The sequence below is a fragment of the Bacillus sp. 03113 genome (assembly GCF_006546985.1).
Classification (GTDB): Bacteria; Bacillota; Bacilli; order Bacillales; family Cytobacillaceae; genus VATK01.
In genome coordinates, this window is record NZ_VATK01000008.1 from 177,325 (window position 1) to 203,860 (window position 26,536).

Genomic DNA, 26,536 nt, shown 5'->3' on the forward strand with positions numbered 1-26,536 from the left:
TCAAAGTCATATAATAGAATTGTACGGGAACATTAGTTCTATAACAATTGAGAGGCTTGCTAACAGGTCTCTTTTTCTACTCAAAATATAAAACTTAATATGAAATAGTCACCCAATCTTCTTCCATCCATCCCGCAGCCTTGCATTCAAATCACATTTTCGTAACGGCTCATATAAATAAACGGTACACTCCTCTTCAAACCTGAAGAGAAGGGTCCATTTTCTTTGTCTTTTGCGCGTAGCCATTATGCTGCTCCATCTTCTGAGTCAGAGTCTTTTTCATCCTGATCAGAATTATCCGTTTCTTGATCATTTTCAAGCTCATCTGTATCATTTTCGGTACCTTCTGTTTCAGAGTCCTCAGATTCTGTATTTTCTTCGGTATCTGCAGAAGGATTGCTTAACTTCCATTCCCACCAGGCTTGAGCCAAAGGAGCGCATTTTATGCGAAACTCATCGATCAGATCAGCTACCTTTCCTGAACTAATGCAAAGCTCATTAGCTAGCCTAATGAATGATTCTCCCTCTAAACGGCGCTTTACAATATCCGCAAAATAATATGGGAAATCATCAAAGTTAGGTGCTAATCCTTCTAAAATGAATTGATCGATAACCTCTCGCTCTGCCTCTTTCTTCTCTTCTTTTGTTTGAGGTTTGTCTTCAGGTAATCCAAGATCTGCTTCCATTTGCTCGTTAACGTTTTTTACCTCTTCAACAACTCCACTTTGATTTACTTTGTATTCTTTAAGAGGCTTGTTTGTTTTCGAATTTATGGTCACGTTGTAGTTAATGATTAGAGATTCCAGAGAAACTTCTGCATGCTGATCGATCATTCCAGATAGCTTATCAAGTTTCCCATCCAGTCCGGCACCACTTACTTCAATTACAATTTCTTTAACACCTTTTGGCTTAAGGTTTACTTTCTTGATCAATGCTTTAAAGTCGATAAAGGACATTTTCTTAGCCTCCTAGATTGTTAGTTTTATTTGCTCTGAATCAATTGATAACAATGGTTTTATCACGACTTCGACTCTTGGCGTCTCGCTATACCATTTACTGACCCGAAGATCGACTACTTGGCTATCATCTTTCCAAATAACACTTTTCAGTGCATCCTTGATTCCCTTGATAAAATTGTCTACATCGGGCTTTGTGATAGGTCTAAGCTCGCCTTTTTCTGCAGCTGCTTTTTTCTTTTTTGAGAAGCTCTTTAACGTTGCCTTAAACACTCGCACTTCCATGATCAACGGTCCTTCTAATAATTTGTTAGGTCTATGATCTGAAGCAGCCAATTTGACAAAATGCTTAAAATCCTTTGATTTTTTTGGATCATACGCTCTCACAAAGCCGCCTTGGGTGCTAAACCGTGGACGTCCTTGAGCTACTGGATCTCCATACACGGTGAATTTAATCTCTGTTGGCACAATTTCACACCCTTTCAATAATCAATCTGTGATCCAATAATTCCTTAAACCATTCATAATCCTTCGTATCGATCGCAAGATCAATTGGGCACTCTAACACTCCATTGCCAAACAAACCATAAATTGGTGCTGATTTGAATTCTATAACGCTTCCTGACTTCTTACTGTTCATACTTTCACCATTGATTGATCTTGTTAGAACTACAGTCACGAATAATCCTGATGATGAGATTTCTTCAATATAACCAAAGGATCCAGATTTAATGTTGATGACCCAATCGCCTTCATTGAACATCAGATCACCCCATTTTCGCTTTTTCCATTGCTAACAAATGTCTTAGTTGGTAATAATCTAACTGTTCAACACTTGTCCCATCGTCATCCTCCGTGACTCTTAGCTGGATTAATTCCTTAATGATGAATTGACGCTTCCCTTCTTTAGACAACATGACTTTTTCGAAAAGAATTCCCATTAACTCACACCCTTTCTTTTTTCATCCAAAAATTGATTAAAAATCATAAGCCCCTCGATGACATGCTCTGTTTTAAACTTAGAAGCAATTTGGGAAACAAATAATTCATTTCTCATAACTTCACCAGTAGCTAAATAGTGAGATTTCATTTTTTCATAGACTGATCGAGCACTCATTTCAAGCCCCCTCTAGGTCCCTCTTTCTTTCTAAAGATCGAAAACGGCTAAATTCTTTTAAAAATGCTAGTTGAACAGTCCCAACAGGTCCGTTACGTTGTTTGGCTATATTAATTTCGACGATATTTTTACCTTCAGATTGACGATCATAGTATTCTTCACGGTAAAGAAGCATAACAACATCAGCATCTTGTTCAATACTTCCTGAATCTCTTAAATCAGATAGCATAGGGCGCTTATCTTGCCTTTGTTCGACTCCCCTATTTAGCTGTGATAAAAGAATAACCGGCACATTAAATTGGCGTGCCATTTGTTTCAATTCCCGTGTAATACTACCTACAGCGAGATCATGGCGATCGAACTTACCTAGTGGCGTTATAAGCTGCAGATAATCTATAACGACAATATGTTGCTTGCCTGGATTCTCACGACTGGTTTTTCGAACTTCCCTTCGTATGTCTGCTACGGTTTGTTTTGCTTCATCGTGGATATTCATCACCCATTGGCTATATACGCCTATCGCTTTTGTAGCACTTGCACGATCTCGATCGGAAAAGAATCGAAACGAATTTCGCCATTTTGATCCATCAATCCATCCAATAGCACTTAAAAACCTTTGAGTGAGTTGTTTCTCAGGCATTTCCAAAGAGAAAACATCTGCGACACCTTCGCGTACACAACATTGACTTGCAAGATTTAAAGCAAAGGCTGTTTTCCCCATCGATGGCCTTCCAGCAACAATAATTAAATCGCCGCCTTGTAAACCACCTGTCATATCGTTTAGATCTTTAAAACCTGTATCAATCCCTCGAAGATCGCCAAAGTCCTCGTTCATTTCCTCATACAGCTCATACAAGATATCTTTCTTAGTCTTCTCTTTGACTTTTCCGACCTCTTGCATTTCAATGTAATGGGTATACAAGTCCTCTGCTTTTTCCTCAGTGGGATCGTTTAGATATGCAGCTGCAGCAGCGACCAATACGCGCTTTTTATGGTCATCAAGAACAATTCGTTGATAGGCTTCCAAATTCGCTGTCGAAGGAACAGAAGCTGCTAATTGAGATATGTAAGATACTCCTCCGACGTTTTCGATGTTGTTGCCTAATTTTTTTGTCATCGTGACAGGGTCTATTCTTATCCCTTCAGCTGCCAATTCGCGCATGGTTTGAAACAATAGCTTATTTTTAGCAATCGAAAAATGTATAGGTTCCAAATTAATTTCATGGATTAAATCTGGTTCTAGAAAAACTGAACCTAATACCATATTTTCGGCTTCTAGTGTTTCCTGCCGGGCAAAATAATTAGGATTCCCACGGTGGTCTTGGTGGGACATATCCACTGGCCCGATCTCGTTGTATTCGTTTTTCTGCATCACGCCGCCACTCCTTTTGCCGGTCTAAAAAATCATTTTCGGGTGCATCATATGCTGCAATTTCAGCAATGACAGGAGGGAAAATCTTCAGACGTGTATGCTCTTTTAATCTTGCACGGACCAGAGGATAAGACATGTCTTCTAGTGCCTCTAACCAGATGTCCACATTCTTGTCGTCGCTAAGATCAAACCTAGCGTAAGTAGCAGCAATCCTTTGTAAAATTTTTATTGCTTCTTCCCTTGTCACGAGCATGCACCTCCTAACCAATCCCCTTGCGTTTCTTGTAATCCTCAAGAAAATCTAACGTGCTATTGGTTTTTTTAGAGCTATTTTTTCCTTGAAATGAAGGAGAATCGCTATCCCTATTTTTTTCAAATTCCAATAAATCACCCATCGTTTTCACTCCGGCCTTTGCCCAATTAGAAAGTGTTTTCCAAAGATAGCTAAAAACAGGCTTATCTGCTTGTCTTACTCTTTCGATCGCTTCTAAAAGCAATGCTTCCGTCATATTGTCATGGTCAATATAAGCACCCAGCATTTGCGAATGATTTAACCTCATGTCTTGGTTAAAGACCTCTTTCCAGGAATCCATGATATTCGCCCAGGTGACCTCAATCTGTCTATCTATCTTTCTATTTTCTTCTAATAATGCTGACCTATTGACTTGAACATTGACTGGAGGATTGACTGACTCATCGACTTGAGTATTGACCAATGTTTTTTGCTGTCCTGAGTTTTGATCAATGCTTTTTGTGGTACAAACAGTGATTAAATACTTGGCAGATTGATTGCCACCTCTGGATGAAAAATCGATATAACCTTCTTGTTTAAGTTTGTTTCGTATATTAAAAAAATTACTTTCACTTATACAAGACTTAGTGCATAAAGCAGATATGGATACCGCAAACCAATCGACCAATCCGTGTTTGTCTCGTATATACATTAATGAATGAAATAGCGAGATGGCGGATAAAGGTAATGGGTTTGTTTCGAGCCTATCGTAAAATGCATTAAGTTCTTCTATACGTTCCAATCGATTCACCTACTTCTACGCGTTAATTTCATCTATGAATCTGCTTCTTTCTGCAGGAACCAATGTCCCATTAAATAGTTGCCTGTTTGCAGCATATGATAGAATCAATTTTTCTTTTGCTCTGGTAAACCCAACATAAGCAAGACGTCTTTCTTCTTCGAGGTCATTGGTTTTTTTAGATGGAAAAACCTCTTCGACCATTCCGATCATAATAACTACTGGAAACTCTAAGCCCTTGCTGCCGTGAACGGTCATCAGTTTGACTGCATCTTTCTCTTGGATGAGTTTTTCGTGAATATCCCGATACTTTAGCCATTTTAAGAATCCTGAAAGACTAGCATCTTCTCCAAGGTTCGTTTTAGATTTCTCCCAATTTCGTATATAATTCAAAGAGCTCTCAAACGATTCTATGCGGTTATTTAGCCCTTTTTCTTTGTAGTCATCTAAAACCCCTAATATGTCAGCTGCGATCTCAAATAAGCGAGAAACAGAAGTCTCTTCTTCATCCATCCATGTCTTGAAGATTTTTTTTCCAATGCTGAAAAACTCCTTAACACCCGGGAAGTCAGATTGATGAAGTACCTCTAAATGGGAAGAATCATCTTCAAGAGCTTTCATTTTCACCTTGCTTTCCTCCATTTGAGTTAGAAAAGGATGAGGATATCTAAGGGCTATGGAAAGCGCTCGATTATCTTTATGATTTGTAATGACTTCTAACCAGGCTACAATTGATCGAATATCTCTGTTTTTCATCAGATCGTCATTGTTAATCAGTACGTTAGGGATATTGCTTACTGCCAATTCCATCTTTGTTTTTTGAAGCTGTGCGTTCGTTCTTGAAAGAATCGCTATATCTTTGTATGAGTAGCCCTTCTCTTGGAGCTCGCACACTTTTTTGACGATCATTTCATATTCGACTCGTTCATCAGCAACCATCTGAATCGTAATAGGATCGCCGTCTTTATGAGCGATAAGTTTCTTCTTAGTCTGCTTTTTGTTATGTGATATAAGGTTATTTGCTGCAGCAACGATTGTTTTAGTGGATCGATAATTATCTTCAAGCTTGATTATTTCGCATTCTGGATATTCCTTAGGAAAATTGAGAATGTATTCGACCTTAGCTTGTCTCCAACCGTAAATGGCCTGAAAATCGTCACCAACCACGAAAAGATTAGGCGGGGACAAAAAACTAATCATATCTCTTTGTTCATCGTTGCTATCCTGATATTCGTCTATAAAAATGTGTGTATACATTCTTCTGTAATATTGCAGAGATTCAAAATCGATCTTCCAAAGCTCAACGACTTTAGCAATTAACTTCTCAAGATCAACAGCGTTATTTTGTCTTAAACGGTACAAGTACTCATTAATCACTTTTCGTTCTTCTGTGCCTTGTGGGGCCATGGATATTTCAAAAGAGAACATCACCTTTTTCAAGGTGGTTCTCTTACCAAGCTCATCAATAATCGTTGTAAGAATAGAAGCTCGATCTTCTTGATCATAGATGGTAAAGTTTTTTTCAATGCCAATACGATCACCCCAATCTTTTAGTACTGAAACTGCAAAGGCGTGGAAGGTGTTACAGAAAAGCTTCTTCCCTTCACTGTCGCCCACTAGTTTGATAACACGCTCTTTCATTTCTTTGCCGGCTAATCGGGTAAAGGTTAGGGCCAGCATATTGCTGGTCCCTATCCTGTTTTCATGGAACAAATGAGCAATTCTTCGAGTGAGTACCGTTGTTTTTCCGGATCCTGCACCTGCTAAGCAAAGGATGACAGGTGATGTAGAAACGACTGCTTGATGTTGGTTGGTATTCAAACCTTTAGTAATGCTAGAAAGGGAGCTCACCATTGGCATATTTCCCTCCTAAAATTTTTATTTCAAGTTCACAATCTGGGTCTGCATAAACATAAGCATCAAGTTCAATGAAATCAGCTTTTACATTTAATAAAATAAGTCTATGCCCAAGATTCTCGTGGACTATATAGATACCACTCATGTCATGACACTCTTCATCAAATCCCTTTAATTCAATCGCTGTACCACGGCAAAGTTGATAGGAAAAATGAGGGGCTTGTACGATATATGGCTTGCTTTGTTCATCATGCTGACTCATAAAGTTCACCTTCTTTCGATGAAAGATCAGTAACTTCCCATCCATCTGAGCTAAATTCGTACTCAAGAGCACCAGCTATGATGATGTTATCCACATTAGGAGCCAACTTATCCAGTCCATCCACAAGCAATTGGAAGTTTTGCTTATCTAAATGATTTAGGTTGTCCATTACAAGGATCCGTAATTTCGGCTGTGCTCGGTCAATAATGGTCATCATCATTGCTGCTAAGAATACCGTTTGTTGACCAGTGCTAAGTGCATCAAAATTTACTTCATGTCCATGCTCGTTAATCCAACCAAATTCAAATATCTCCTTACCGGTATCGGATTCTGTTTGAAAAAATGGCTTTTGTTCAAATCCCATTAGCTGCAGGTTCTCTTGAATTTGTGAACGAATTGGCTCTAATATTTCCTTTACTAACTCCCCTTGGATCCCTTTAGGTCCTAAGGCTTCTTGAATAGATTTCAAACAAACTGACTTATGTTCTGCTTCGCGGTTTTCAAGAACGTTCTGTTGCATAAGAAGGATTGCTTGCTTTGACTTTTCTTTCTCCTTAATGGACTGATCTAATTCAGTTATGCAGTTTTTAGTTCCATCTGCTTGAAGTCTCATAAGGGCAAGATCCCCAATCGGTTCGTCTTTTTCATTAACCAACTTGGCTAATTCCTCACGATAAATGGAAAGCTTATGCTCTTTTCTCTCTGCAGCTGTTAATCGTTTTTCACGTTCTTTTTCTAACTGGTTGACTTCTGCAGTCATTTGCTCGCGTTGCTTTTGTACTTCTTGAGCCTTTTTAAATAAGTTGGTTTTATCCTCTTCGTTTTTATTAATTATGGAGAGATATTCATCGACTTTGATCGTGAGTTCTCCTTGCTGCTCTTCTAAGGTTTGCAGTGCTCCTGAAGCCTTTTCTTTTTGTTTATCGATGTAAAGATCAAATCCAGTGAAATCCTTAGGGCAGGCGATCATTTGATTGATGATACAAGCTCCACCTAACTCATTTACTTTATTTAGAGCAGCTTCTAATGATTTAATGGTCGAACGAATCGTCATGATCTGTTCTTTTATTGAAGAGCCTTCTTGTTGAATTTTGATCAGCTCGTCATTAGCAACTTTAATATTTTGATTAAATATTTTTATATCGTTGTCGATATCAAGAGGTAATGGCATTTCAGATTGTAGTCTAGCAATCTTTTGGTCCAATTCAGATGTATCTATTTGAATAGGTTCTTTCTCAATAGAATCAATTAGCTGTTTTAATTCCTCGATTCTAGCGAGACGGCGATCGATGTTCTTTTTCTGCTGCTCATCACCAGAGATTTTCTTTTCCACTTCGAGCAACTTTTCTTGAAATTCTTCCAGCTCTTTTTTTGCTGCCCCAATGTTTCGATCAGTCTCAGCCATTTTATTTTTCATGTCGGCCATCTGACGAACAGCACCTTGAGCATCCTTTTGCTTTCGTGACCAGTAGCTTAATTCATTGGTTGTCCAATCTAACATGGATTGGAGGCCTTCATGGATCCCTAAATGCTCCGGATACTGTTTAAGAGATTGTTCAATAAGATTAACCATAATGTAATATTGATCAGGGTTATTAGTTTTTAAATGGATCGTTAATAGCTGATCAGCTAAATAGTTTTCTACCTGTTCTCGGGTCCATGTGTTACTAGAAATTGGGGAAAGCGAGTAGATGAAATCTCTTCGCTTAGCACCCGATAAAGATAGAAATTCATTGAAATCTAAAGCAACAGGAAAGCTGCCAATCTCTTCAGCAATCCTTGCTTTTTTCTCAGTCTCGTTTCGTTCACCCTGACCGGGAGAAACAGAGAGTGTTTCCTTGATGCTGACCTTTCTTTCCCCTGTTTTCTTGTTTAGTTTTTCTTCTTTTTTGAACTTACGCTGAAACTGAAAGGAATCAGTTTTTAACCCAACCACCATTTCTTCACCAGTCGCAAGCTTGAAAGTATCTGCAGCAGTCTTTCCTTGCCCAGGTACATAGCCCAACATGGATAATCCCAGTGATTGTACCCGGGTCGTTTTCCCTGTACCATTTCGTCCAATGAAAATATCTTTACCAGTAAGGGGCTGTGTAACTGTCTGCCCCTTCACGTTTTGAATTTGAATCTCCTCAATAGCTATTAGAATCGACCCCCTTCATCGAAATCGAATAGATTAGCAGCTTTTGTAGGTCTAGTTGTAGAATACGAAGGATTTTCTATAGGTTCTTGAACTGGATCTTGTTGAAATCTCTCTTCATCGTCCATATCAGCAACCATGTCAACTTCAGTTGCTTCAGCAGTAGTTTCAATGATGTTAACTTTTTGATTATCAATTTTGATTTCTTCGCCCTTCTCAGCTTTTTCAGCAATATCAAGCAATTCTTCACGATTAAAATCATGTACGTAACCAACAACGGGAACCTTTGCAGTTCGATTTTTATCTGGACCTTGGGCAGAGACATATGCTGCACTTGCTAAGGCGGGATGCTTACTCATTACTAAGCGTTCACAAATAGATTGAGCATTCCGTTCAGCAAACTGTTTTTTATTTATGAACGTATCGATAGCTTTTAAAATATCCTTGTGTTGGAAATTTGCCCAAACGCCCATCATCCCATCGATTTTCAAAAAAATTCCCGTCTTTTTTTCTTCATCAGTCAATGTTTGCTCAATTGTGACTCTCCCTGCTCCTTGGCTATATCCGACCTTCTTCATAACGTCTTGGATGAAATACATCCGAATGTCATATAAAAGAGTGGCGCTAGTGATAACCAAGTTTCCGATCGGGCTATAACCAATCGCTATTTTCTTCACCCATACTTTGCTGATCGTGCTACTATCTGGATCAAGGATCGGATAAGGATTAACAACGATCTGACCATCAGGAAGAGTCAATTTCTCCGGCGTGATAATGGACAAACCGGCAATTTGATTAAGGGAATTGAAGCCTTTAGCCGTTGTCATTGCTTTTCCTTGTATAACAGCAATTTCGCCATTGGATTCATGAAGGGAAATTGCCCCTTTCACGCTCCTAATAGCTCCACCATTGACTTTCTTAACAAAAACTTCTCCATCACCCAGGACAGCTACGTTCTGTCTTTTTACTGCCTCTACCATTTGTAGAGCTTGCGCTTCGTTCGTTGCCATTAACGATCAACCTCCTCAGGTGAATTAATCATTTTGATATCAAGCATTTTATTTAGTATTAAGCCAAAGTTAATAACCTCTTGGAGATCAATAATCATCGGTGCCACATCCGTAAAAGTGAAATCTATATGCAAGGAATCTCCAAAAGTTTTTCTAATAATAATCATCCAATCTACTTTTTCGTTTACTGGACGAGTACAAAAGCTTTCTATTTCCCCTTCATCAATACGCTTCGCGCAATTCAAAATAAAAAGGACTAACATCGAACAATCTGAGATAGTAAGCTTAATTGGTTGCGCATCAAAATAAGGAAACCCAAATTCAATATGGTCAAAGTTTTTTCTCATTACGATACAGTTTTCAAGATGCAAAACACTATCCGAATGAAAAGGAACAACTTGTATCATTTTTAACCTCCATTGATTTATTGAAGGTTTTCCCCTACAATAGGGATAGAATATTGAGGAAAACCTTCATGAGACTTGTGCCGCAAACACAGGTCTTTTATTCTGCTGTTTTGAACTCAAATCCAAGTACTTCAATTAAGTAATCTTCTAGATTCTCTTCTAAAACGATTTCTCCATTCGAAGGATCCTTTATCACAGAATCCCCTTCAAAGATCTCATCACCGAAATAATCGAATCCCCAAATTTTAGGTTGTTCTGATTTTGGATAACCTGTTTTTTCAATTTCAACAACAATCGGATGGTCCATTGTTTTACCTCCTCTCTATACAGTTTTCAAAGAACGATTAGCACAAACTTTCATTTGCACCGCGATAAGTCGGTGGATCAATTTCGGGGGAAAAATTGATCCACCGACCTATCACGGCAATAACGAAATTGCCGCCCCATTCCTACTGTGGTAAAATGGGATTATCAGAAACTCAGTTAGCTTTAGGTGGCAGCCTAGCTAGCTGTTTTTTTGTATTTGTTATAGATTTGTTCGCGATATTGAAACTCTAAATCTAGTAAAAGTACTGGGTTTTCTCTCATTTCCTTACATAGTTTTCGAACTTCACTAGCTTTCATTAAGCGACTTGCTGATAGAATATATTGCACCGTATTATCTCCCTTCGTAGCGTTTTCTTACTTCACCGATTTTGTCCGTCAGCATGATTTTTGCTTCCAAAAATGCCATTCTTCTACCGTGTGCTTCTCCTTCTGCTCTTTCATTTCCGGGAGTCTTAATTTGCTCTTCAAACTTTTGATGATACTCTTTAATGAGAACATCTAAATCATCCCTCAACTCATCCAAGACAGTCACAATATCGACAACGCTTGTATAGTAAGTAATCGATCGACGGTTTCTTTCTTTCACTTCTCCATCCTCCTCATCTTCAAAGTCAGTCGCCATTCCCTGAAGATCTTTTTCATCGAGAATTTATGCTCTCTACAAATGACAGCGACTAGATTGATCATGGATGTGGCAGCATCCAATGTTTCAAAGATGGCTCTTTTTATTTCTTCCTGTTCACTATCGCTTCGTGTATGTACGGGCTTGGTCCAACAAAGCCCTCTTAGTTGTACGATTGCTTCATCCGTCTCACGCTGGACCAAGAAGGCCATGCTTGATGGATGCTGATCGATAAAATCTCCATTTAGGAAAGGAATTGCAACTTCTCCAGCTGATTCATTCCAAGTAACAAAGTAATATTCAACATCATCGATGCCTTGAGCAATATGCGATCGCATATCCTCAGGAATTCTTCTAGCTCCAGTTTCATACTTGGCTAAGCTTTCCCTTGATGTGGGTAAATCTAGTGATAGTTGTTCTTGGGTGAGTCCTTGCCGCTTTCGTGCCTTTGCGATCTCCTCACCAATCCTCATGAGATCCCTCCTTTTGTACCTATGTTTTAGTAGAGTTGTTACGCTCTGAAATGATAGTTTTAGATTATTGAAATAGACCTTTAACTGATTATTGACTCCTGGTCTTTAATCCAAGCATCAATGGCTTCAAGACTAAAAAAGATTCTGCGACGCACTCTAAAATGTGGAATCTCTTTCTGTCGGACCATAGTGTAGATCGTGTCTTGATGAACTCCTAAATAATTAGCAACATCTTGAACAGTGAGTGTCTTTTGAATTAGCAATTTGATCACCTCCTTAGGCAGTATTAGGATTTATATGTTCCTTTGAGGAACTTTCATCTTCAAAAAAAATTGTCCATTTTAAATCTAATATTTTTGCAATTTTTTTCGCGACATCAACACTTGGAGTTTTAGTCCCATTCTCAACATGAGTATAGAAACTTCTTGAAATATTACACTTATTGGCTACTTCTTCATGTGTCAATTTTTTTTCAACTCTTCTTGTTTTTAGCCAAATTCTCAAATTAATCACCTCCGAATGTTCCTTTAAGTAACTTTATGTCATCATTATATGTTTCTTTTAGGAACATGTCAAGGATTTTATATACCTTTAGGAACAAATATTTAAAGTTTCTAAAAGTAACATTATAATTAAGTTAATGAATTAAGAAACGGGAGATTAATCATGGATATTTTCGCAAAAAGATTAAAGTTCTTGAGAGAAAAAAAGAAAAAGGAAAATAGTAAATATACTCAGGGATATTTAGCTGATCTAATTGGAGTAGCAAGAGTAACCTATACTGCTTATGAAAACGGAACGAAACAGCCACCTATGGAAACAATTAATAAGATCGCGGATATATTTAATGTATCAACTGACTACCTTTCGGGCAGAACAGATACTCCAAATCCAGAAGAACGAGTCAGTGTAATGTTCCGTAGCGGTGGAGAAAATTTAACTGAAGATGAATTAGAACATGTGGAGCAATCTCTGAAGCAATATAGAGAATTAAAAGAAAGATTTATGAAGGAAAAAGCTAGAGATGAAAAAAAAGACAAATAGTCTTTTTTTTTGGATAAATAATAGTAGTAATTATGCATTAAATATTAATCACAAACGTATGTTTTGATTTAACTTAATATATGCTATTAGCTTGGGAGGAAATTTCATATGAAAAAGTTGAACTTAAAAAAAATTCTATTTTTTGCTGGTTGGATTATTATGATTTTAGGAATCCTGGATGGAATTGATTACAGCTTAGAAATTAATGCTGAACAATATGTACCAGAAGGAGATAAACCTGAACCGTTAGAAATTATGGATTTTGTCGGCCCGATTTTAACTCCTGTATTTCATGGTCTTATACTAATAGCTCTATCTACCTTTATTAAAGAAGAAAAATCGATAGAAGAATGACGGAGATTAAGAATGCTGAAAAATTTATGATGCAACAGGAAAGTTAGTCGACAGTGAAATTTTAAGTACTGTTCCTGATTATGGGGTTCCTGAATACGTACCAAGTATGGATCGTGATAAGGATAATTATGCGTGTGAAAGATAATATCAGGCCAATTCAGGGATTATCAAAATGAAAATTAGTTACTATCTTTATGATTCACTTTTAAGCAAAAACAGTAATAATTTGATTTATCTTCTTCATTGTAATTCTATATATATTGACAATTTAGGAGGAAATTAGGATGATTTTTATTGGAGGAATACACGGAGTTGGGAAATCTTTTTTATGCAAAAAAATTTCAGAAGAACTTAAATTAGAACATCATTCATCCAGTCAACTAATATCAAGCAAAAAAAATGAAAATTTTAACAGTAACAAAAAGATAAAAGATGTAGATAGTAACCAAAGTTTTTTGATTTCTGCTTTAAAAGAACTTGACTTGACCAACAAATTATTTTTGCTAGATGGTCATTTTTGCTTATTAGACATGGATCAAAAAATCAGTAAAATTCCAGAAGATACTTTCACAACTTTGGCTCCAAAGGGGATTGTTGTGTTAACTGATAAAATTGAATTAATTGCTGAAAGGTTGCTAAAGCGTGATCAGAAACATTACACATATGAATTTTTAGAAAAATTCCAAAAAACAGAAGTAGATTATGCTAACTACATTGCAATGAAGCTTCAATTACCCTTCTATAACTATTGTTTAAGTTCATCAACAGGTAACATTTTTAAATTCATTGAAAATATAAAAATCTAGGTCTTCTAAAATATTATTTTATGTATTTATTAATTTATATTTTCTTATTTGTCATATTTTACTGGAGGGAATAGAAATGAATGATTATTTAGAAAGAATCTCTTTTAAAGACATTGATTTAAATGAACCTTTTTTTAATTCATTAAAAAAAGACTATTATGGTTTCGAAAAATGGTTTAATAAAAAGGCCAATGAGCAAGCTTATATTTTACGTTTAAATCAATTTATTCATGGTTTCCTTTATTTAAAATATGAAGATGGTCCAATTACAGATGTTACCCCTGAAATATCATGTAAAAAAGCATTAAAAATCGGTACCTTTAAAGTAAATCCTCATGGAACAAGACTGGGAGAGCGATTTATAAAGAAAGCTCTTGATTACGCTGTAAAAGGTAATGTTGAACTTTGTTATGTTACAATATTTGAAAAACATCAAACTTTAGTTAAATTATTTGAAAAATATGGTTTTATAAAACATGGTGTAAAAACTAATAATGATACAGAAAGCGTATATGTAAAAAGTCTATCAAAAATTAACAATGATTTACTACTAGATTATCCATTGATTAAAACAAAAGAGAGGAAAAAATACATTCTAAGTATTTATCCTGAATATCATTCAATAATGTTCCCGGACTCTATTCTCAAAAATGAACATATTGACATCCTTGAAGATGTTACAATCACAAATAGTATTCATAAAACTTATGTCACAAGAATGAAAGTCAATCAAGTAAAACCAGGTGACATTTTGGTAATGTATCGAACTGCGACTAAAGGTATGAAAGCTGAATATACAGCTGTCGCAACTTCTGTTTGTGTTGTTGAAGAAATTAGAAGTCAATATGATTTTAATAGTTTTGAAGAATTTTATAAGTATGCTACTACTTATAGTATTTTTGATAAAAGTGAGATAGAATCTTATTATAACTTAGGATCTAGTGCTTATGCTATAAAAATGACATACAATGCAGCATTTAGCAGACGTTTAATTCGTAAATATCTCATTGAAAATATTGGTCTTGAAAGAGATTCTTATTGGGGATTTTTTAAATTAACTGATACTCAGTTTAATCGAATCATAAAAGAAGGTGAAGTAAGTGAAAGTATTATTATCGATTAAACCTGAATATGTTCAAGAAATAATTAATGGTAAAAAAAAATTTGAATATAGAAAACGAATTTTCAAGGAACAAGTGGAATCAGTTATAGTTTATTCTACAATGCCCGTAGGAAAAATTATTGGTGAATTTACCATTGACACAATTTTATTTGACTCGCCTATTGAGTTATGGAACAAAACATATAAATACTCTGGTATTTCTAAAGATTCGTTTCTTGATTATTTTTCAGGTCGAGAAGAAGGTTTTGCGATAAAAATAAAGAATTTTTTTGAATATGATAAGCCTATTAACCCAAAAGATATGGACAAGAATTTTATAGCACCTCAATCATACAAATACATAAGGAAAAATACAGAACAACTTAAGTTAGAACTTTAAAATATGAATATTTGTTAAATACCAACGCAAGAATTATTGAATTAATATAACTAAGTCCTTTGTGGGCTTTTCTTTTTACTTATAAACAGAACAAACGTTCTTTAGATGGAGGATTTATTAATGAATCATACATTACTAGAATCGACAATCAATGTGAAATACAAAGTGAAAGAGATTGATACGCTTGATAAATTAAGTATAGAGCATCTTTGTTATTGCTTTAACATTCATGTTGAATATGTTGACGAAGAATCTAAAGCGCTAGTAGGAGATGATTTTTCGGTAATATACATCAACAAGAATCATAGCCAGAAAAATATACGGGCTGACTTCTTTCATGAATTTTCTCACGTCCTCTTACATTGCGGCGATCAAAGATCATCTCATGAATTATTTAGAGAACAGCAAGAATTACAGTCCTTTTGGGCGACCCTCTATGCTTCAATGCCTCAACACATTCTTGATCAGTACTTACCAGCAGAAGTTGGAGAACTTTCAGATCTGTTCGAAATACCAGAAGAACTCGTCTGCGAAAGAATAGAACAAATCAAACGAAAAGAGATTTACTATCTAAATCAAAAAATTGCCGAAAAACAAACTAGTTATGAATCTAAAAGTTACAATCCAGACCAATGGACAGATGAAACTTGGAGGCTACTAAATAAACTCAAAAAGCAAACTAAGAAAGAGGTGATTAACTATATTGGTCTATTACGATGAATTGGATGGACAGTTATACCCTAAATGGCTACTCCTTAAACCAAGTAAAGATGACATAACTTATTATTCTATTGATTCTCCCTATGAGCGTATTTACGACCTTGGAGATTTACGATTAATAACATTAGAATTGGCTGATCTATTAAGAAATGATAACAATAATGATCTCGGTATTAATTTGATTCATATCGAAAAAAGACTTACTGGTACTTCTTTTCATAGAAGTCACATTGATGAAATTGACTATTTTATTTTACTAGTCGATGATGTTCAAGAAATTATGGAATATACACTCAAATAAATGGGGGTTTACCCTTGCATAATTTTTTCGCAAGGGTATTTTTTTATCTACAAACGGAACGTACGTTCTTATAATGATTATTAAATACATATTAGCTCATGTACCATCTTCAACCTATCTTTGTTCCATAAACGATGTACATGATTAAATTAGCTAATCAATCAAAAACACACTTTTATCAATAACGAAAGGAGTTATACCCATGGCTTATATAGAAAAGCGAGGTAAAAACAGTTTCAGATTAAATGTAATAATTGGATACAATGAAGATGGTACAAAAATCTTAGAGCAAAAAACAGTCAAAGCGAAGAATCCGACAGAAGCAAAAAAACAGCTGACTTTATTTGAAGCAGAAATATTAAACGGTCAATATATAAAAATCGAAGAAAAAATGACACTGAATGCTTTTTATCAAGAATGGCTAGAAAAGTATGCGAATGACCCTAATAATCTATCTCCAGATACAAGACAAAACTATGTAAATATATTAAAAAAACGGATTTTACCAAAATACGGTCATATGAAACTAGTTGATATAAAAACCATCCATATCGTAAATTTTATGAATGATTTAAAAAAAGATGGTCGAAGGCTAGATGGAAAAAAAGGGCTCCTCTCCCCTTCTACTATCGCCAACTGTTATCGTACTTTCAACAATATTCTATCACGAGCATCTGAATGGAAATTGATCAAAGAGAGCCCATCTGCCCCAGTAAAACAGCCCAAAGTCAAGACGAAGAAATCAGACGTTTATTCAAAAGAAGAATTATCAGTAATACTAAATTATTTACTGGAGAAGCCTTTTCATTGGCAAGTTCTCATCTTTCTTGCCCTTTCTGCAGGTGCCAGGGAGGGTGAAATTGCTGCTCTTGAATTTAAGCACATAAATTTTGAAAAAGGAGTTTATATAGAACAGTCTTTAACCGAAGTTGTTGGTGTAGGAGTTCAATTAAAATCAACTAAAAATGAAAGATGTCGATTTGTCTCTCTCCCCTCTCCTTTATTGGCAATGTTAAAGAAATTAAAGGTGCAGCGAACACAAGAAAGGCTTCTTGCTAGAGACAAAAATGAATGGCCGGATCATTTCTTCATTTTTGCCAATGAATTTGGAAAACCAATTCGTCCAGACAGTATTAGTCAATGGTGGAGAAGGTTCACAAAAAAATATAAAGTAAAGCACATTCGTTTTCATGAATTACGACATACTTCTGCGACTCTTCTCATCAACGAAGGCGTTCATCCAAAAGTAATAAGTGAACGTTTAGGCCATGCCGATATTTCAACGACAATGAATATTTATGGTCATGTTTTAGCTGAAGCTGATCAAGCAGCTGCAAGCCATTTTGATACCTTTTTCGAGAAAAAGGCAAATAAATAATCTCCGCTCCCAGTTGGGAGCGGATTGGGTGCGAAACTCATCATAATGAATTATTTTTCTTCCTGTATCATCACATTAGTTCCTTGTGAGTGCTTAATATATCAAGCTTTATCCTAGTTCTTCCTAAACCAATCTGAAAAGAACATCCGTTTCCTAAACTGTAGGTCGGGAGTTCGAATCTCTTCTGGGACGTAAAAGAAACCCAAAGCCCGTTATATCAAGCGTTAACAACCGTTCAACCATACGGTGACATAGCGATGATATGACGGGCTTTTTTGCGTTCTCTAAATAGCAACGTAGGACATACGAATGTAATTTTCGGAGGTGGTTTACTTATGAAAAGGAGTTTTATCGGTGAAAGAGGAGTCAAAAAACGGCAGACGGCCACGCCTATAGTCTCGCAGAGTACCTATGTCCACCATACTCAAACAAGGTATACAATCGAAGAGGCACTCGACATATTTACTCAAGCAAAGGAAGCAGAAGGCTTAAGACCTCGAAGTATTGAAAATTATCGCGAGCATACCAAGTATTTAATGCGGTACATTAATCGGTCTCCTTTTTATATTGACGAATTAAAGCCTGGATTGATACGTGAATACCTCCTTTATCTTAAGCAGGACCGTATTACATACGAAGAAATCGAAAGTCGCGCAACTAAGTCAAAAGGTTTATCGCCGTACACAATTAATTTACGTTTAAGGTCATTGAAAACAATGTGCGCTTTTTGGGAGAAAGAAGAAATGATTACGAAAAATCCTACTATTAACATTAAGCGCGTTAAGTCCGATCACATCGACGAAGTACCTGGGCTTTCTGATGTCGAAATTAAACGCATTCTTAACTATTTTGATGAAAGACAATTCGCTCAGTGGCAAGAGGTGGCTTACAATTCCCATTATGGAACGGTTGGTTTTCATCCACTAGTTGCTTTTGATGGAGTAACTGGCGATTTTCTTAAAGCCAAACTACGTCCTGGAAATGTGTATACCTCTAATGGTGTAGTAGAATTCATACAACCAATTATTGAACATTACAACGAGAAATTTCCAGCGACTTCATTATTTGTTCGTGGAGACAGTGGCTTCGCTGTCCCTGCATTATATGATTTGTGCGAAAAAGAATCGGTTTACTTCGTTATCCGCCTAAAATCAAATGCGGCTCTACAGCGGATTGCTGAAGAACTCCATCCTTCATCAACGCCATTTGATGTTGCTAAAACCGAATGCTACTTTGAAGAAACCATTTATCAAGCGAAATCATGGTCCAAACCAAGAAAAGTGATTGTAAAATCTATTCGCCCAGCGGGCGAACTGTTTTTTATTCATTCGTTCTTTGTAACCAATTTAGTAGATGCTTTTTCTCCCAAGGACATTGTCCTTGCTTACCAAAAAAGAGGTACAATGGAGAACTGCATCAAAGAGGCCAAAAATGGTTTTAATTTTGATAAAATGAATAGCCATGCTTTCCAAGTAAACGAGGTAAAGATGATGTTAAGTCTTCTTGCTTATAACTTAACGAATTGGCTACGAACTCTTTCCTTTCCAAAAGAACAAAAGAATATGCAAATCGAGACCATTCGTACACGCATCCTTAAAGTTGCTAGTAAATTGGTAAAGTCAGGGCGATCCCTTTACTTTAAATTATCTTCAAGTTTCGTTTATCAAGAATTCTTTTGGAAGGTACTTAGCCGAATTCAAAACCTCCAGATAGAATAGCGAAACTTATTTGTTCAATTTAAAAAACAGTTTCAATTTCAAGGGATTAGTCTGCCTAAAAACTGCTATTTAAAGCTACTAATTTTGGAAATACCGCTTTTAAGTAGTGCGTTGATCATTTACTTTTCAAAAGAATAGAAAAATAATTGATTTTCGGTTAGATGCATGACTCATACAAAAGGTATGAATAATTCAGGCTTAATATATAATTTTAGAATTTAATTTGTAGTTAATTAGAATCGGAGCAAAAGCTACATTTGCCCCCTATTAATATAATTTATTGTTTATGTTTTCGTGGTCCAGCAATTTTCTTTTTATTAGCTACAGAGTATGTCACTAGATGAATAAGTTAAGACCAGCGTCTTCCGTGTCACTCAAGTATGTTGCAACGCCTGCAAAATCGATGCCATCTATCAATTCTTCTTTTTTGATTCCCATAACATCCATGCTCATCGTACATGCAACAAGTTTAACGCCAGCATTTTGGGCGGTTTGGATCAAGGTTTGCAGAGTATCGACGTTTTTCTTTTCCATGACGCTTTTCATCATCTTAGTTCCCATACCGCCCATATTCATTTTAGAAAGTGGCAGTTCACTTGGCCCCTTTGGCAACATCATTCCAAACACTCTCTCCATAGATTCCTTTTCTACACGCGGAGCATCTTCTCTGCGGAGAATATTCAACCCCCAAAATGTGAAGAACATCGTTACGTTCTTTCCCATTGCTGCGGCACCATTCGCAATGATAAATGAAGCCATCGCTTTATCTAAATCTCCACTGAATACAACCATGGTAGCTCCGCTTTTTGTTTCAGAAGCAGCTGATCTTACAACATGATTATTCGCATTTCCTTTTTTGACTACAGCTTTTACCACTTTGTTTTCAAAGGAAGATGAAACAAGTGTATGTCCTGTACGTTTGCTCCAAGCTTCTAAATCACTAGCAAAGCCGGGGTCAGAAGCGGACACCTCCAGTATATCCCCATCATTCAACTCCTCCATTTGTTCTTTCACGCGTAGAATGGGCCCAGGGCATTGCAGACCACATGCATCCACCGTTACCGTTCTTACTGCATGCATATTTTCTTCGTCCTTTACAGCATAGGTTTTTTTATCTTCTGATAGGCTATGTTCTGGCTGGTTGTTTTCATATACCGCTTTATATGTCTTATATCCGCCATCGAGATTTTTCACATGAAATCCGTGTTGTTTCAAAATACGGGCGGCCAAATAACCGCGCAATCCGACCTGGCAGGATACGAATATCGTTTTGTCTTTCGGCAATTCGTTCAGATGCTTCCTTACATCGTGTAATGGTATATTTATGGAACCTGGAATATACCCTATTTCTCTTTCAACTGGTTCTCGAACATCTATGAGAAGTCCCCCATTTTGTACAAGTGCATCAATCTCATGCCATTGTACTGTCTCTACCATACCGTCCATTATGTTAGATGCCACATAGCCCGCCATATTTACAGGGTCTTTCGCAGAAGAATAGGGAGGAGCATAGGAAAGTTCGAGATCCGGCAAATCATGTACTGTCAATTTCCCTTTTATAGCAGTCGCTATCACATCAATCCGCTTATCTGCGCCATCGGTTCCGATTGCCTGCGCACCATATATCGTTCCGTTTGTTGGATGGAACAATAATTTAAAAGCAATTGGAGCTGCGCCAGGATAATATCCTGCGTGAGAGTTAGGATGGATATGGATCGCTTCATACGGCAATTCCAGCCGCTTCAATGTTTTTTCGTTATTCCCTGTAGCAGCCACTGTAAGGTCAAACACTTTGGCAATAGAAGTCCCCATCGTGCCGTTATACCGAACATCCATTCCCGCTATATGATCTGCTGCCAATCGCCCTTGACGGTTTGCAGGCCAAGCAAGCGGAATCATTGTTGGATTTCCATTCACAAAATCCACCACTTCAATCGCATCCCCGATTGCATATATAGAAGGATCTTCTGTTTGAAGAGTTGGCCCAACTTTAATAGTGTTCTTTACCCCAAGGGCTAAACCAGCTTCTTTTGCCAATATACTTTCCGGAGCAACACCGATGGAGAAAATAATCATGTCAGCATCCAGAACAGCCCCACTATTCAATAGTACTTTTTTTCCGTTGTTTACAATGGCTTTAACCCCATCCTCTAAAATAAGACGTACTCCCTTTTGCTTTAGATGACTATGTAGCATAACTGCCATCTCATAATCTACAGGAGCCATAATTTGATTTCCTGCCTCTACCAAAGACACATGAATACCAAGGTCCCATAAATTTTCTGCCATCTCAACGCCTATGAATCCTCCGCCGATAACAACTGCCTTTTGCACCTTGTGTGACTCAACGTAGCTTTTGATTTTATCTATATCTGGAATATTGCGTAACGTAAATAAGTTGCCAGCATTTTCGATTCCGGGAATCTCAAGTTTTACCGGTTTTGCTCCAGGAGATAAAATTAAAACATCATAGGCTTCTTCATATACTTCTCCAGTCTGTGTGCGTCTCACTGAAATCGTCTTTCTGCCGCGATTTATTTTTGTCACTTCACTAAAGTTACGAATGTCCATGTTGAAGCGATTTGACATTCCCTCTACTGTTTGTAGTAATAACTTATCGCGTGAGTCAATGCTTCCACCAATGTAATAAGGCAAACCGCAGTTGGCGAAGGAAATATATTCTCCTCGTTCAAACATTAAAATCTCAACGGTTTCATCCAATCGACGTAATCTGGCAGCTGCTGTTGCTCCACCTGCAACCCCACCAACAATAACAACCTTTTTGCTTTTCCCCATTCTAAGCACATCCTTCTTCTCTAGTTTAAAAAAATTCAATTTATAAAGTGAAACTTCCATCAGTGGGGGTTTTCCAACGTACAGGAAATACTAGCGCAGACATTGTGACAGGATGCCCGTGCTATTGTCTGCTTCCAACCTCACTGATATTGATGCATTTATATAACTCTTACTTTGTTCTTAAACAAGCAAAATCTCTCTCAATTACCCCCGTGGGTATATAGAATCCCAAAAAAGCCTTTTTCCTGCAAATTATCGGCTTTTCACTAACAGCTCAACAGCTTCCTTCACAAGATCCCTATTGCCATATTTGCCTGTTTCTATCTGATCACGAAGACATTGTTCCAAATTCTCCGCTACAATAAGGCCTATTGTGCGGTCAACCGCTGCACGTGATGCGGACAGCTGCGTCACAATCTCTGTACAATCTTTACCCTCTTCCATCATGCGCAATACACCACGGATTTGCCCTTCAATCCGTTTCAATCTATTTTTAGTCCCTTGCTTATATTCCAATTATAATACCTCCTTATTTTAAGAGAATGCCAACTTATATTTCATCTAATGCTTATAAACAAAGCTCTTCTCCCTATATACCTATATGGGTATATAGGGAGGAATTAAGCTGCTTTATACCTCTCTCACATTCAATATATACCACCCAGGGTATTAATGCAATTCATTTGATTTGGATCTTTAGTAAGTAGGAGGTCCCACTCTTATTCTGGTGTAAACCTAGAAATTTGTTTTAATTGCAATCTATGACCATTAACAAGGGATACTGGCTGACCTTATAATTCGAAGGTCTTAAATAAAAACCGCCCGACCGCAATATAACGTTATCAGATATTTCTAGTTGACTTTTATCTATATGGAGTCCTATTGACAAAACGCGGATTTACAACTTTATGGTATCTGGAAACAAAAAACAGCGGGTTTTCACTATTTTAAGCGTGACGGGTAACTAACGTTTGATTTCTATGCTTGGTTAATGGTCGCAATGAATCTTCGATATTATTGATTTTATTTACATATGTTAAAATAGTTAAGAGTATTAAATAATATGGGGATTTCTATTCTGGATAAGAAGCAATTCCCGTTAGTCGTGTTGCCTTAGCTTTTTATTAGAGGTGTAGAGGGAGCACAAACTGGACAAAACTATTAAGTCTATTAATTAAAGGGCCGTTCAGCAATAACACTATAATTTGTAGAACAGTTATCGATAAAATGATTTTTTCTTTTAAATTAGCTCGTCTTTGACGAGCTAATTCCATATGCTAGAATTTAGTTCAAATGTTAAATTATGAAAATATTTTTTTAAAAAAAGGAGAATAGGGATCATGAATTTTTGGAATTCCCGTTTTCAAGATGAGAACTATGTTTATGGAACTGAACCGAATGCATTTTTAAAAGATTCTCAGAATAAACTTCAATTATCAGGTGATGCTTTATCAATTGCAGAAGGTGAAGGACGTAACGCTGTTTTTTTGGCAAAGCAAGGAATGTATGTAACTACTTGGGATTATGCGGAATCCGGATTGAGAAAAACTAAAAAGCTTGCCGAAGCCCGAGATGTAGTAGTTAAAACTGAACTTGTTGACTTAAATGAAGCGTCATGGAAAAAAGATCAGTGGGACGAGATTGTATGTATTTTTGGACATTTTCCAAAAGATTTACGCCAAAAAACACTTCTAGGAGTTAAAGAAGCTGTGAAACCAGGTGGATTTTTTATTACGGAGGTATATTCAATTCACCAAATTCCATATAAAAGTGGCGGGCCACAAGATTCGGAACTTTTATATACTCCAGAAGAGTTTTTACAAACTTACTCAGATTGGCGTATTGTTCACTTTTTCATGGGTGAAGTAGTTCGTCATGAAGGGAATTTACATAATGGCTTGTCTCATGTCATTCAATTTATAGGACAAAAACGATAAATGCCGATGCAAAATTAAAAAGTTGCAAAATGGACTGACTCAAATAACTAAGATGTTTTAAGGGATAGGATGGGATTACCACTTTAGAATCATTATGACTAGAAATCAAGCCGGTTAGTTCCACGATCGTTATATAAGGATACCCAGTTTTTACTGGTTGACCTTATTTCTTTATGTCTTATGATAGCCGTATTCGTGGTAGAACGTAGCGCCCGTGGGAATTGACCCCCATCCAAAACTGTTCACCCCCTAATTTGGATATTCAGTCGATTGTAAAACTGATTCGCTATTAAAGTGGAAAAATACTAAGTCCTAAATCTATTTGCTGCTTTGCATCAGCCAAATGGGATTGATTGAGGACCAATAAATATAAGGCTTTCCCTATTTTGGTCCCAGTTTTTTTGTTGCGTTTATTATTGCAATTTAAGATTTGATTAAAAAAGCACTTATCAATAAATACAATATTGGTTGTTAATGCTTATTAATAACAATCGATAATTTATAATTGGCATGCTCGTTTAAGTCTTCCAAAAATTTATCTAACATTTCATTAGATGGAAATTTGCATTCAAGAAGATAACAACCATCTTCACTGATTTTATAGTTATGTATTATGTATTCTTCTTGTGTTTTTATGTACGACAGATAAGGTTGATGATAAGTACTCCATTCTTTTCCAAAAAATAAATAAAAGTCCACTAAGATGTTTTCATAATAAGTAACTTTGCGCCTCAATTGTAGTTGAAGAAAAAAATCCTGTATTAAGCTCTTTTCTTTATAACTGTTGGTTTTAACTTCCTGTTTTGGTAACATTCAAATTATCACCTCCGATAGTCCTGTAATTTGATATAATGTCATTAAAACATTGTGAAGGAAGCCAAACACAATGGGGGTCAAACCATTAAAACTTTGTGAGGCAAAAAAAAATGCCTGGTAACATTATTACCAGACATTTACAAATTTATTCGTGGAATCCCATTAGAGTCCATTCACCAATCTGAGCATTGTTAGATAGTTTAAAAAGAGCTTTATATTGTTCGGGGAAGACCATACCTAATTGTTCTTCTGCTGATTTTATATTTAAATCCGTAACTCCAGGTTTTCTTGTTTCAATCAAGTCGATTAGATCATTCATTAATAGGTACCATCCCTTTAAATTCTCTTATATAACATATCTTGCTTTTTCTTCAAAAATCTTCTTCAGATATCCTAACGTAGGATTAAAGACCAAGAAAAGTGAACTGCTAAAACAGTCTATAGTTGTTCGATTTTTTGCTTCCTTTAATTTAAGATTCATCTTCAATGTATATTCGAAACTCTTCCAAGGTATCAAATATTTTTAGATTTACTCCCCTCGATTTTAGAAGACTTTTCAATATTCTATCAAGTTCAATAACAGTTTTCTTTAACAACTTCAGGTTACCAGATTGAACAATTGAAATAAGTTCTGGTAAACCTAGCTGTTGATACTCCATATTCAACATATCATAAGAGTGAAGGTTGTTATACCAGACTCCTGTTTTAGCATAATTAAAAAAATTCATAAGTTCATTTTGAATGTGAATTGTAGCAAAAAAAGCACCTTCATAATCTTCTCTATCACACGCTGAAATAATTTTATTAAAAATTGATTTTTCCTCTTCATAAAACCCATTAAAAAAAGATGAAAATATCGGAACCTGAACAATGTTTTTTTGCTCAACAATCAATAGCAATCTTACCTTATTAAAAAGTTCATCACAGGTTCTTATTATCTTTTCACAGGACTGGGATCTTATTATGGTTTTTATGAGTTCTTCTAGATTATGTGGCTTGATTCTAAAGGTGTAAATTTGTTCTAAACTAGCTCCCCACCATCTTTTTAAATATGTTTGATTAATCAACGCGAGACTTTCAAAAATTTTTGTAATAGTCCCATATGCTTCATTTCTTATAGCAGATAAATTATCCCTAGTCTCAGGCATATTCATTTTATAAAGATGTATATAACATTCATTTAGTTTATTAGAGGCTTTCTCAATCATTAACTTTTTACTTTCAGTTTTTTCCATAGATGAAATTTTGTTTTTTAATTGGTTAAAACGACTTAAATCTTCTTCGGATTTCACATATAAAATCTTCGAATTGGCTATGACGGAAACAGTAGATTCATCAAATGAAGCCATTCTTAGTGCTCTATCCCAACTGATAGGGAATAAATCATATCCTATCCCATCTAAAATAAACTGAAAACTGGCTGCAAACCCCTTTTTCGTACTTGGAATAAAAAACATATCTAAATCCGATAGTGTTGTAGCTCTACCTTGTGCATATGACCCATAATAAGCAACAAGGGCAATATCGTCCCTATATTTCTTCTTTATATTTTCAACTAAGATATTGGCCACTTCAAAAACGTCTACCATGAAT

Annotated in this window: 34 protein-coding genes and 3 pseudogenes; 12 read left to right on the forward strand and 25 right to left on the reverse strand. The window is 36.2% G+C overall.

What is annotated here, in order from left to right:
- Positions 1-108: 108 nt before the first annotated feature.
- The 20 genes from FDO66_RS20825 to FDO66_RS09750 form a co-directional block, all read right to left on the reverse strand.
- Positions 109-246 (reverse strand): hypothetical protein, encoded by a 138-nt coding sequence (locus tag FDO66_RS20825; protein ID WP_181444515.1) that lies wholly within the window; start codon positions 244-246, stop codon positions 109-111.
- Positions 246-956 (reverse strand): 2-methylcitrate dehydratase, encoded by a 711-nt coding sequence (locus tag FDO66_RS09675; RefSeq protein ID WP_141432437.1) that lies wholly within the window; start codon positions 954-956, stop codon positions 246-248. The genes FDO66_RS20825 and FDO66_RS09675 overlap by 1 nt, the downstream gene beginning before the upstream one ends.
- 12 nt (positions 957-968) lie before the next feature.
- Positions 969-1,424 carry a RusA family crossover junction endodeoxyribonuclease gene (locus tag FDO66_RS09680; protein ID WP_258535684.1) on the reverse strand — a complete coding sequence of 152 codons (456 nt, stop codon included), beginning with the start codon at positions 1,422-1,424 and terminating at the stop codon, positions 969-971.
- Between the two features lie 4 nt (positions 1,425-1,428).
- Positions 1,429-1,719, reverse strand: coding sequence for a hypothetical protein (locus FDO66_RS09685; protein ID WP_141432438.1), 291 nt, complete (start codon positions 1,717-1,719; stop codon positions 1,429-1,431).
- 4 nt (positions 1,720-1,723) lie between these two features.
- On the reverse strand, positions 1,724-1,897 hold the full coding sequence (locus FDO66_RS20830; protein ID WP_181444516.1) for a hypothetical protein: 174 nt from the start codon (positions 1,895-1,897) through the stop codon (positions 1,724-1,726).
- A complete protein-coding gene (locus FDO66_RS20835; RefSeq protein ID WP_181444517.1) occupies positions 1,897-2,073 on the reverse strand; it encodes a hypothetical protein in 177 nt (58 codons plus the stop codon). The genes FDO66_RS20830 and FDO66_RS20835 overlap by 1 nt, the downstream gene beginning before the upstream one ends.
- A gap of 1 nt (position 2,074) precedes the next feature.
- Positions 2,075-3,445 carry a replicative DNA helicase gene (gene dnaB, locus FDO66_RS09690; RefSeq protein ID WP_309475269.1) on the reverse strand — a complete coding sequence of 457 codons (1,371 nt, stop codon included), beginning with the start codon at positions 3,443-3,445 and terminating at the stop codon, positions 2,075-2,077.
- Entirely contained in the window at positions 3,375-3,692 is a 318-nt protein-coding gene (locus tag FDO66_RS09695; protein WP_181444518.1) for a replicative helicase loader/inhibitor, read from the reverse strand. The genes dnaB and FDO66_RS09695 overlap by 71 nt, the downstream gene beginning before the upstream one ends.
- Before the next feature lie 13 nt (positions 3,693-3,705).
- Positions 3,706-4,479 carry a DnaD domain protein gene (locus FDO66_RS09700; protein ID WP_141432440.1) on the reverse strand — a complete coding sequence of 258 codons (774 nt, stop codon included), beginning with the start codon at positions 4,477-4,479 and terminating at the stop codon, positions 3,706-3,708.
- Positions 4,480-4,494: 15 nt separating this feature from the next.
- Entirely contained in the window at positions 4,495-6,336 is a 1,842-nt protein-coding gene (locus FDO66_RS09705) for an ATP-dependent helicase (RefSeq protein ID WP_141432441.1), read from the reverse strand.
- Positions 6,311-6,595 (reverse strand): hypothetical protein, encoded by a 285-nt coding sequence (locus FDO66_RS09710; protein WP_141432442.1) that lies wholly within the window; start codon positions 6,593-6,595, stop codon positions 6,311-6,313. Before FDO66_RS09710 ends, FDO66_RS09705 begins: the two co-directional genes overlap by 26 nt.
- Positions 6,582-8,705, reverse strand: a complete 2,124-nt coding sequence (locus FDO66_RS09715; protein ID WP_141432443.1) for a coiled-coil domain-containing protein — start codon at positions 8,703-8,705, stop codon at positions 6,582-6,584. Before FDO66_RS09715 ends, FDO66_RS09710 begins: the two co-directional genes overlap by 14 nt.
- Positions 8,706-8,734: 29 nt before the next feature.
- Positions 8,735-9,742, reverse strand: coding sequence for a hypothetical protein (locus FDO66_RS09720; protein WP_181444519.1), 1,008 nt, complete (start codon positions 9,740-9,742; stop codon positions 8,735-8,737).
- Entirely contained in the window at positions 9,742-10,149 is a 408-nt protein-coding gene (locus FDO66_RS09725) for a hypothetical protein (protein WP_141432444.1), read from the reverse strand. Before FDO66_RS09725 ends, FDO66_RS09720 begins: the two co-directional genes overlap by 1 nt.
- 97 nt (positions 10,150-10,246) lie before the next feature.
- Positions 10,247-10,456, reverse strand: a complete 210-nt coding sequence (locus FDO66_RS09730) for a YqaI family protein (protein WP_141432445.1) — start codon at positions 10,454-10,456, stop codon at positions 10,247-10,249.
- Between the two features lie 194 nt (positions 10,457-10,650).
- Entirely contained in the window at positions 10,651-10,803 is a 153-nt protein-coding gene (locus FDO66_RS20840; RefSeq protein ID WP_181444520.1) for a hypothetical protein, read from the reverse strand.
- Positions 10,804-10,807: 4 nt separating this feature from the next.
- A complete protein-coding gene (locus FDO66_RS09735) occupies positions 10,808-11,062 on the reverse strand; it encodes a hypothetical protein (protein WP_141432446.1) in 255 nt (84 codons plus the stop codon).
- Positions 11,059-11,571 (reverse strand): helix-turn-helix domain-containing protein, encoded by a 513-nt coding sequence (locus FDO66_RS09740; protein WP_141432447.1) that lies wholly within the window; start codon positions 11,569-11,571, stop codon positions 11,059-11,061. Before FDO66_RS09740 ends, FDO66_RS09735 begins: the two co-directional genes overlap by 4 nt.
- 80 nt (positions 11,572-11,651) lie before the next feature.
- Positions 11,652-11,834: a helix-turn-helix domain-containing protein gene (locus FDO66_RS09745; RefSeq protein ID WP_141432448.1), complete on the reverse strand. Its 183-nt coding sequence runs from the start codon at positions 11,832-11,834 to the stop codon at positions 11,652-11,654.
- 13 nt (positions 11,835-11,847) lie between these two features.
- Complete coding sequence (locus FDO66_RS09750; RefSeq protein WP_141432449.1) at positions 11,848-12,075, reverse strand: helix-turn-helix domain-containing protein; 228 nt, start codon at positions 12,073-12,075, stop codon at positions 11,848-11,850.
- A gap of 162 nt (positions 12,076-12,237) precedes the next feature.
- Here FDO66_RS09750 and FDO66_RS09755 point away from each other — a divergent pair, with 162 nt between their 5' ends.
- The 11 genes and pseudogenes from FDO66_RS09755 to FDO66_RS21240 form a co-directional block, all read left to right on the forward strand.
- Positions 12,238-12,615, forward strand: a complete 378-nt coding sequence (locus tag FDO66_RS09755; protein ID WP_141432450.1) for a helix-turn-helix domain-containing protein — start codon at positions 12,238-12,240, stop codon at positions 12,613-12,615.
- 108 nt (positions 12,616-12,723) lie between these two features.
- A complete protein-coding gene (locus FDO66_RS09760; RefSeq protein WP_141432451.1) occupies positions 12,724-12,969 on the forward strand; it encodes a hypothetical protein in 246 nt (81 codons plus the stop codon).
- Between the two features lie 58 nt (positions 12,970-13,027).
- Positions 13,028-13,114: an excalibur calcium-binding domain-containing protein gene (locus tag FDO66_RS21460; protein ID WP_395939764.1), complete on the forward strand. Its 87-nt coding sequence runs from the start codon at positions 13,028-13,030 to the stop codon at positions 13,112-13,114.
- A 139-nt stretch (positions 13,115-13,253) separates the two neighbouring features.
- Positions 13,254-13,775, forward strand: coding sequence for an ATP-binding protein (locus FDO66_RS09765; RefSeq protein ID WP_141432452.1), 522 nt, complete (start codon positions 13,254-13,256; stop codon positions 13,773-13,775).
- A 76-nt stretch (positions 13,776-13,851) separates the two neighbouring features.
- Positions 13,852-14,898 (forward strand): N-acetyltransferase, encoded by a 1,047-nt coding sequence (locus FDO66_RS09770; protein ID WP_141432453.1) that lies wholly within the window; start codon positions 13,852-13,854, stop codon positions 14,896-14,898.
- Positions 14,876-15,277 carry an ASCH domain-containing protein gene (locus tag FDO66_RS09775; RefSeq protein WP_141432454.1) on the forward strand — a complete coding sequence of 134 codons (402 nt, stop codon included), beginning with the start codon at positions 14,876-14,878 and terminating at the stop codon, positions 15,275-15,277. The genes FDO66_RS09770 and FDO66_RS09775 overlap by 23 nt, the downstream gene beginning before the upstream one ends.
- Before the next feature lie 120 nt (positions 15,278-15,397).
- The gene (locus FDO66_RS09780; RefSeq protein ID WP_181444521.1) at positions 15,398-15,997 is read left to right on the forward strand and encodes an ImmA/IrrE family metallo-endopeptidase; all 600 of its coding nucleotides are present in this window, start codon (positions 15,398-15,400) and stop codon (positions 15,995-15,997) included.
- Entirely contained in the window at positions 15,981-16,298 is a 318-nt protein-coding gene (locus tag FDO66_RS09785; RefSeq protein WP_141432456.1) for a hypothetical protein, read from the forward strand. The genes FDO66_RS09780 and FDO66_RS09785 overlap by 17 nt, the downstream gene beginning before the upstream one ends.
- 202 nt (positions 16,299-16,500) lie before the next feature.
- On the forward strand, positions 16,501-17,676 hold the full coding sequence (locus FDO66_RS09790) for a tyrosine-type recombinase/integrase (protein ID WP_141432457.1): 1,176 nt from the start codon (positions 16,501-16,503) through the stop codon (positions 17,674-17,676).
- Positions 17,677-18,011: 335 nt separating this feature from the next.
- Positions 18,012-18,425 (forward strand): annotated as a pseudogene (locus tag FDO66_RS21235) (phage integrase SAM-like domain-containing protein); the annotation flags it as partial.
- Positions 18,426-18,539: 114 nt separating this feature from the next.
- Positions 18,540-19,394 (forward strand): annotated as a pseudogene (locus tag FDO66_RS21240) (IS1380 family transposase); the annotation flags it as partial.
- A gap of 336 nt (positions 19,395-19,730) precedes the next feature.
- On the opposite strand, the gene FDO66_RS09800 reads toward FDO66_RS21240, so the two are convergent.
- Both FDO66_RS09800 and FDO66_RS09805 read right to left on the reverse strand, forming a co-directional pair.
- On the reverse strand, positions 19,731-22,190 hold the full coding sequence (locus tag FDO66_RS09800) for a DsrE/DsrF/DrsH-like family protein (RefSeq protein WP_141432458.1): 2,460 nt from the start codon (positions 22,188-22,190) through the stop codon (positions 19,731-19,733).
- 252 nt (positions 22,191-22,442) lie between these two features.
- Positions 22,443-22,706, reverse strand: a complete 264-nt coding sequence (locus tag FDO66_RS09805) for a metal-sensitive transcriptional regulator (RefSeq protein ID WP_141432459.1) — start codon at positions 22,704-22,706, stop codon at positions 22,443-22,445.
- Between the two features lie 824 nt (positions 22,707-23,530).
- Between FDO66_RS09805 and FDO66_RS09810 the strand changes: the two genes are divergently transcribed.
- Positions 23,531-24,127: an SAM-dependent methyltransferase gene (locus FDO66_RS09810; protein ID WP_141432460.1), complete on the forward strand. Its 597-nt coding sequence runs from the start codon at positions 23,531-23,533 to the stop codon at positions 24,125-24,127.
- A gap of 471 nt (positions 24,128-24,598) precedes the next feature.
- Here FDO66_RS09810 and FDO66_RS09815 read toward each other — a convergent pair.
- The 3 genes and pseudogenes from FDO66_RS09815 to FDO66_RS09825 all read right to left on the reverse strand — a co-directional run.
- Positions 24,599-24,793, reverse strand: a pseudogene (locus tag FDO66_RS09815) (Lrp/AsnC family transcriptional regulator); the annotation flags it as partial.
- A gap of 295 nt (positions 24,794-25,088) precedes the next feature.
- The gene (locus FDO66_RS09820; protein ID WP_258535685.1) at positions 25,089-25,262 is read right to left on the reverse strand and encodes an SMI1/KNR4 family protein; all 174 of its coding nucleotides are present in this window, start codon (positions 25,260-25,262) and stop codon (positions 25,089-25,091) included.
- 151 nt (positions 25,263-25,413) lie between these two features.
- On the reverse strand, positions 25,414-26,532 hold the full coding sequence (locus FDO66_RS09825; protein ID WP_141432461.1) for a hypothetical protein: 1,119 nt from the start codon (positions 26,530-26,532) through the stop codon (positions 25,414-25,416).
- Positions 26,533-26,536 lie beyond the last annotated feature (4 nt).

What these genes read in the sequence shown, in the direction of transcription:
- FDO66_RS09800 (WP_141432458.1), bottom strand. Translation starts at nt 22,190, where the DNA reads ATGGGGAAAAGCAAAAAGGTTGTTATTGTTGGTGGGGTTGCAGGTGGA.
- FDO66_RS09825 (WP_141432461.1), bottom strand. Translation starts at nt 26,532, where the DNA reads ATGGTAGACGTTTTTGAAGTGGCCAATATCTTAGTTGAAAATATAAAG.
- FDO66_RS09770 (WP_141432453.1), top strand. Translation starts at nt 13,852, where the DNA reads ATGAATGATTATTTAGAAAGAATCTCTTTTAAAGACATTGATTTAAAT.
- FDO66_RS09685 (WP_141432438.1), bottom strand. Translation starts at nt 1,719, where the DNA reads ATGTTCAATGAAGGCGATTGGGTCATCAACATTAAATCTGGATCCTTT.
- FDO66_RS09725 (WP_141432444.1), bottom strand. Translation starts at nt 10,149, where the DNA reads ATGATACAAGTTGTTCCTTTTCATTCGGATAGTGTTTTGCATCTTGAA.
- FDO66_RS20825 (WP_181444515.1), bottom strand. Translation starts at nt 246, where the DNA reads ATGGCTACGCGCAAAAGACAAAGAAAATGGACCCTTCTCTTCAGGTTT.
- FDO66_RS09740 (WP_141432447.1), bottom strand. Translation starts at nt 11,571, where the DNA reads ATGAGGATTGGTGAGGAGATCGCAAAGGCACGAAAGCGGCAAGGACTC.
- FDO66_RS09755 (WP_141432450.1), top strand. Translation starts at nt 12,238, where the DNA reads ATGGATATTTTCGCAAAAAGATTAAAGTTCTTGAGAGAAAAAAAGAAA.
- FDO66_RS20830 (WP_181444516.1), bottom strand. Translation starts at nt 1,897, where the DNA reads ATGGGAATTCTTTTCGAAAAAGTCATGTTGTCTAAAGAAGGGAAGCGT.
- dnaB (WP_309475269.1), bottom strand. Translation starts at nt 3,445, where the DNA reads ATGCAGAAAAACGAATACAACGAGATCGGGCCAGTGGATATGTCCCAC.
- FDO66_RS09810 (WP_141432460.1), top strand. Translation starts at nt 23,531, where the DNA reads ATGAATTTTTGGAATTCCCGTTTTCAAGATGAGAACTATGTTTATGGA.
- FDO66_RS09790 (WP_141432457.1), top strand. Translation starts at nt 16,501, where the DNA reads ATGGCTTATATAGAAAAGCGAGGTAAAAACAGTTTCAGATTAAATGTA.
- FDO66_RS09705 (WP_141432441.1), bottom strand. Translation starts at nt 6,336, where the DNA reads ATGCCAATGGTGAGCTCCCTTTCTAGCATTACTAAAGGTTTGAATACC.
- FDO66_RS09820 (WP_258535685.1), bottom strand. Translation starts at nt 25,262, where the DNA reads ATGAATGATCTAATCGACTTGATTGAAACAAGAAAACCTGGAGTTACG.
- FDO66_RS09780 (WP_181444521.1), top strand. Translation starts at nt 15,398, where the DNA reads ATGAATCATACATTACTAGAATCGACAATCAATGTGAAATACAAAGTG.
- FDO66_RS09730 (WP_141432445.1), bottom strand. Translation starts at nt 10,456, where the DNA reads ATGGACCATCCGATTGTTGTTGAAATTGAAAAAACAGGTTATCCAAAA.
- FDO66_RS09765 (WP_141432452.1), top strand. Translation starts at nt 13,254, where the DNA reads ATGATTTTTATTGGAGGAATACACGGAGTTGGGAAATCTTTTTTATGC.
- FDO66_RS09675 (WP_141432437.1), bottom strand. Translation starts at nt 956, where the DNA reads ATGTCCTTTATCGACTTTAAAGCATTGATCAAGAAAGTAAACCTTAAG.
- FDO66_RS09710 (WP_141432442.1), bottom strand. Translation starts at nt 6,595, where the DNA reads ATGAGTCAGCATGATGAACAAAGCAAGCCATATATCGTACAAGCCCCT.
- FDO66_RS09760 (WP_141432451.1), top strand. Translation starts at nt 12,724, where the DNA reads ATGAAAAAGTTGAACTTAAAAAAAATTCTATTTTTTGCTGGTTGGATT.
- FDO66_RS09720 (WP_181444519.1), bottom strand. Translation starts at nt 9,742, where the DNA reads ATGGCAACGAACGAAGCGCAAGCTCTACAAATGGTAGAGGCAGTAAAA.
- FDO66_RS20835 (WP_181444517.1), bottom strand. Translation starts at nt 2,073, where the DNA reads ATGAGTGCTCGATCAGTCTATGAAAAAATGAAATCTCACTATTTAGCT.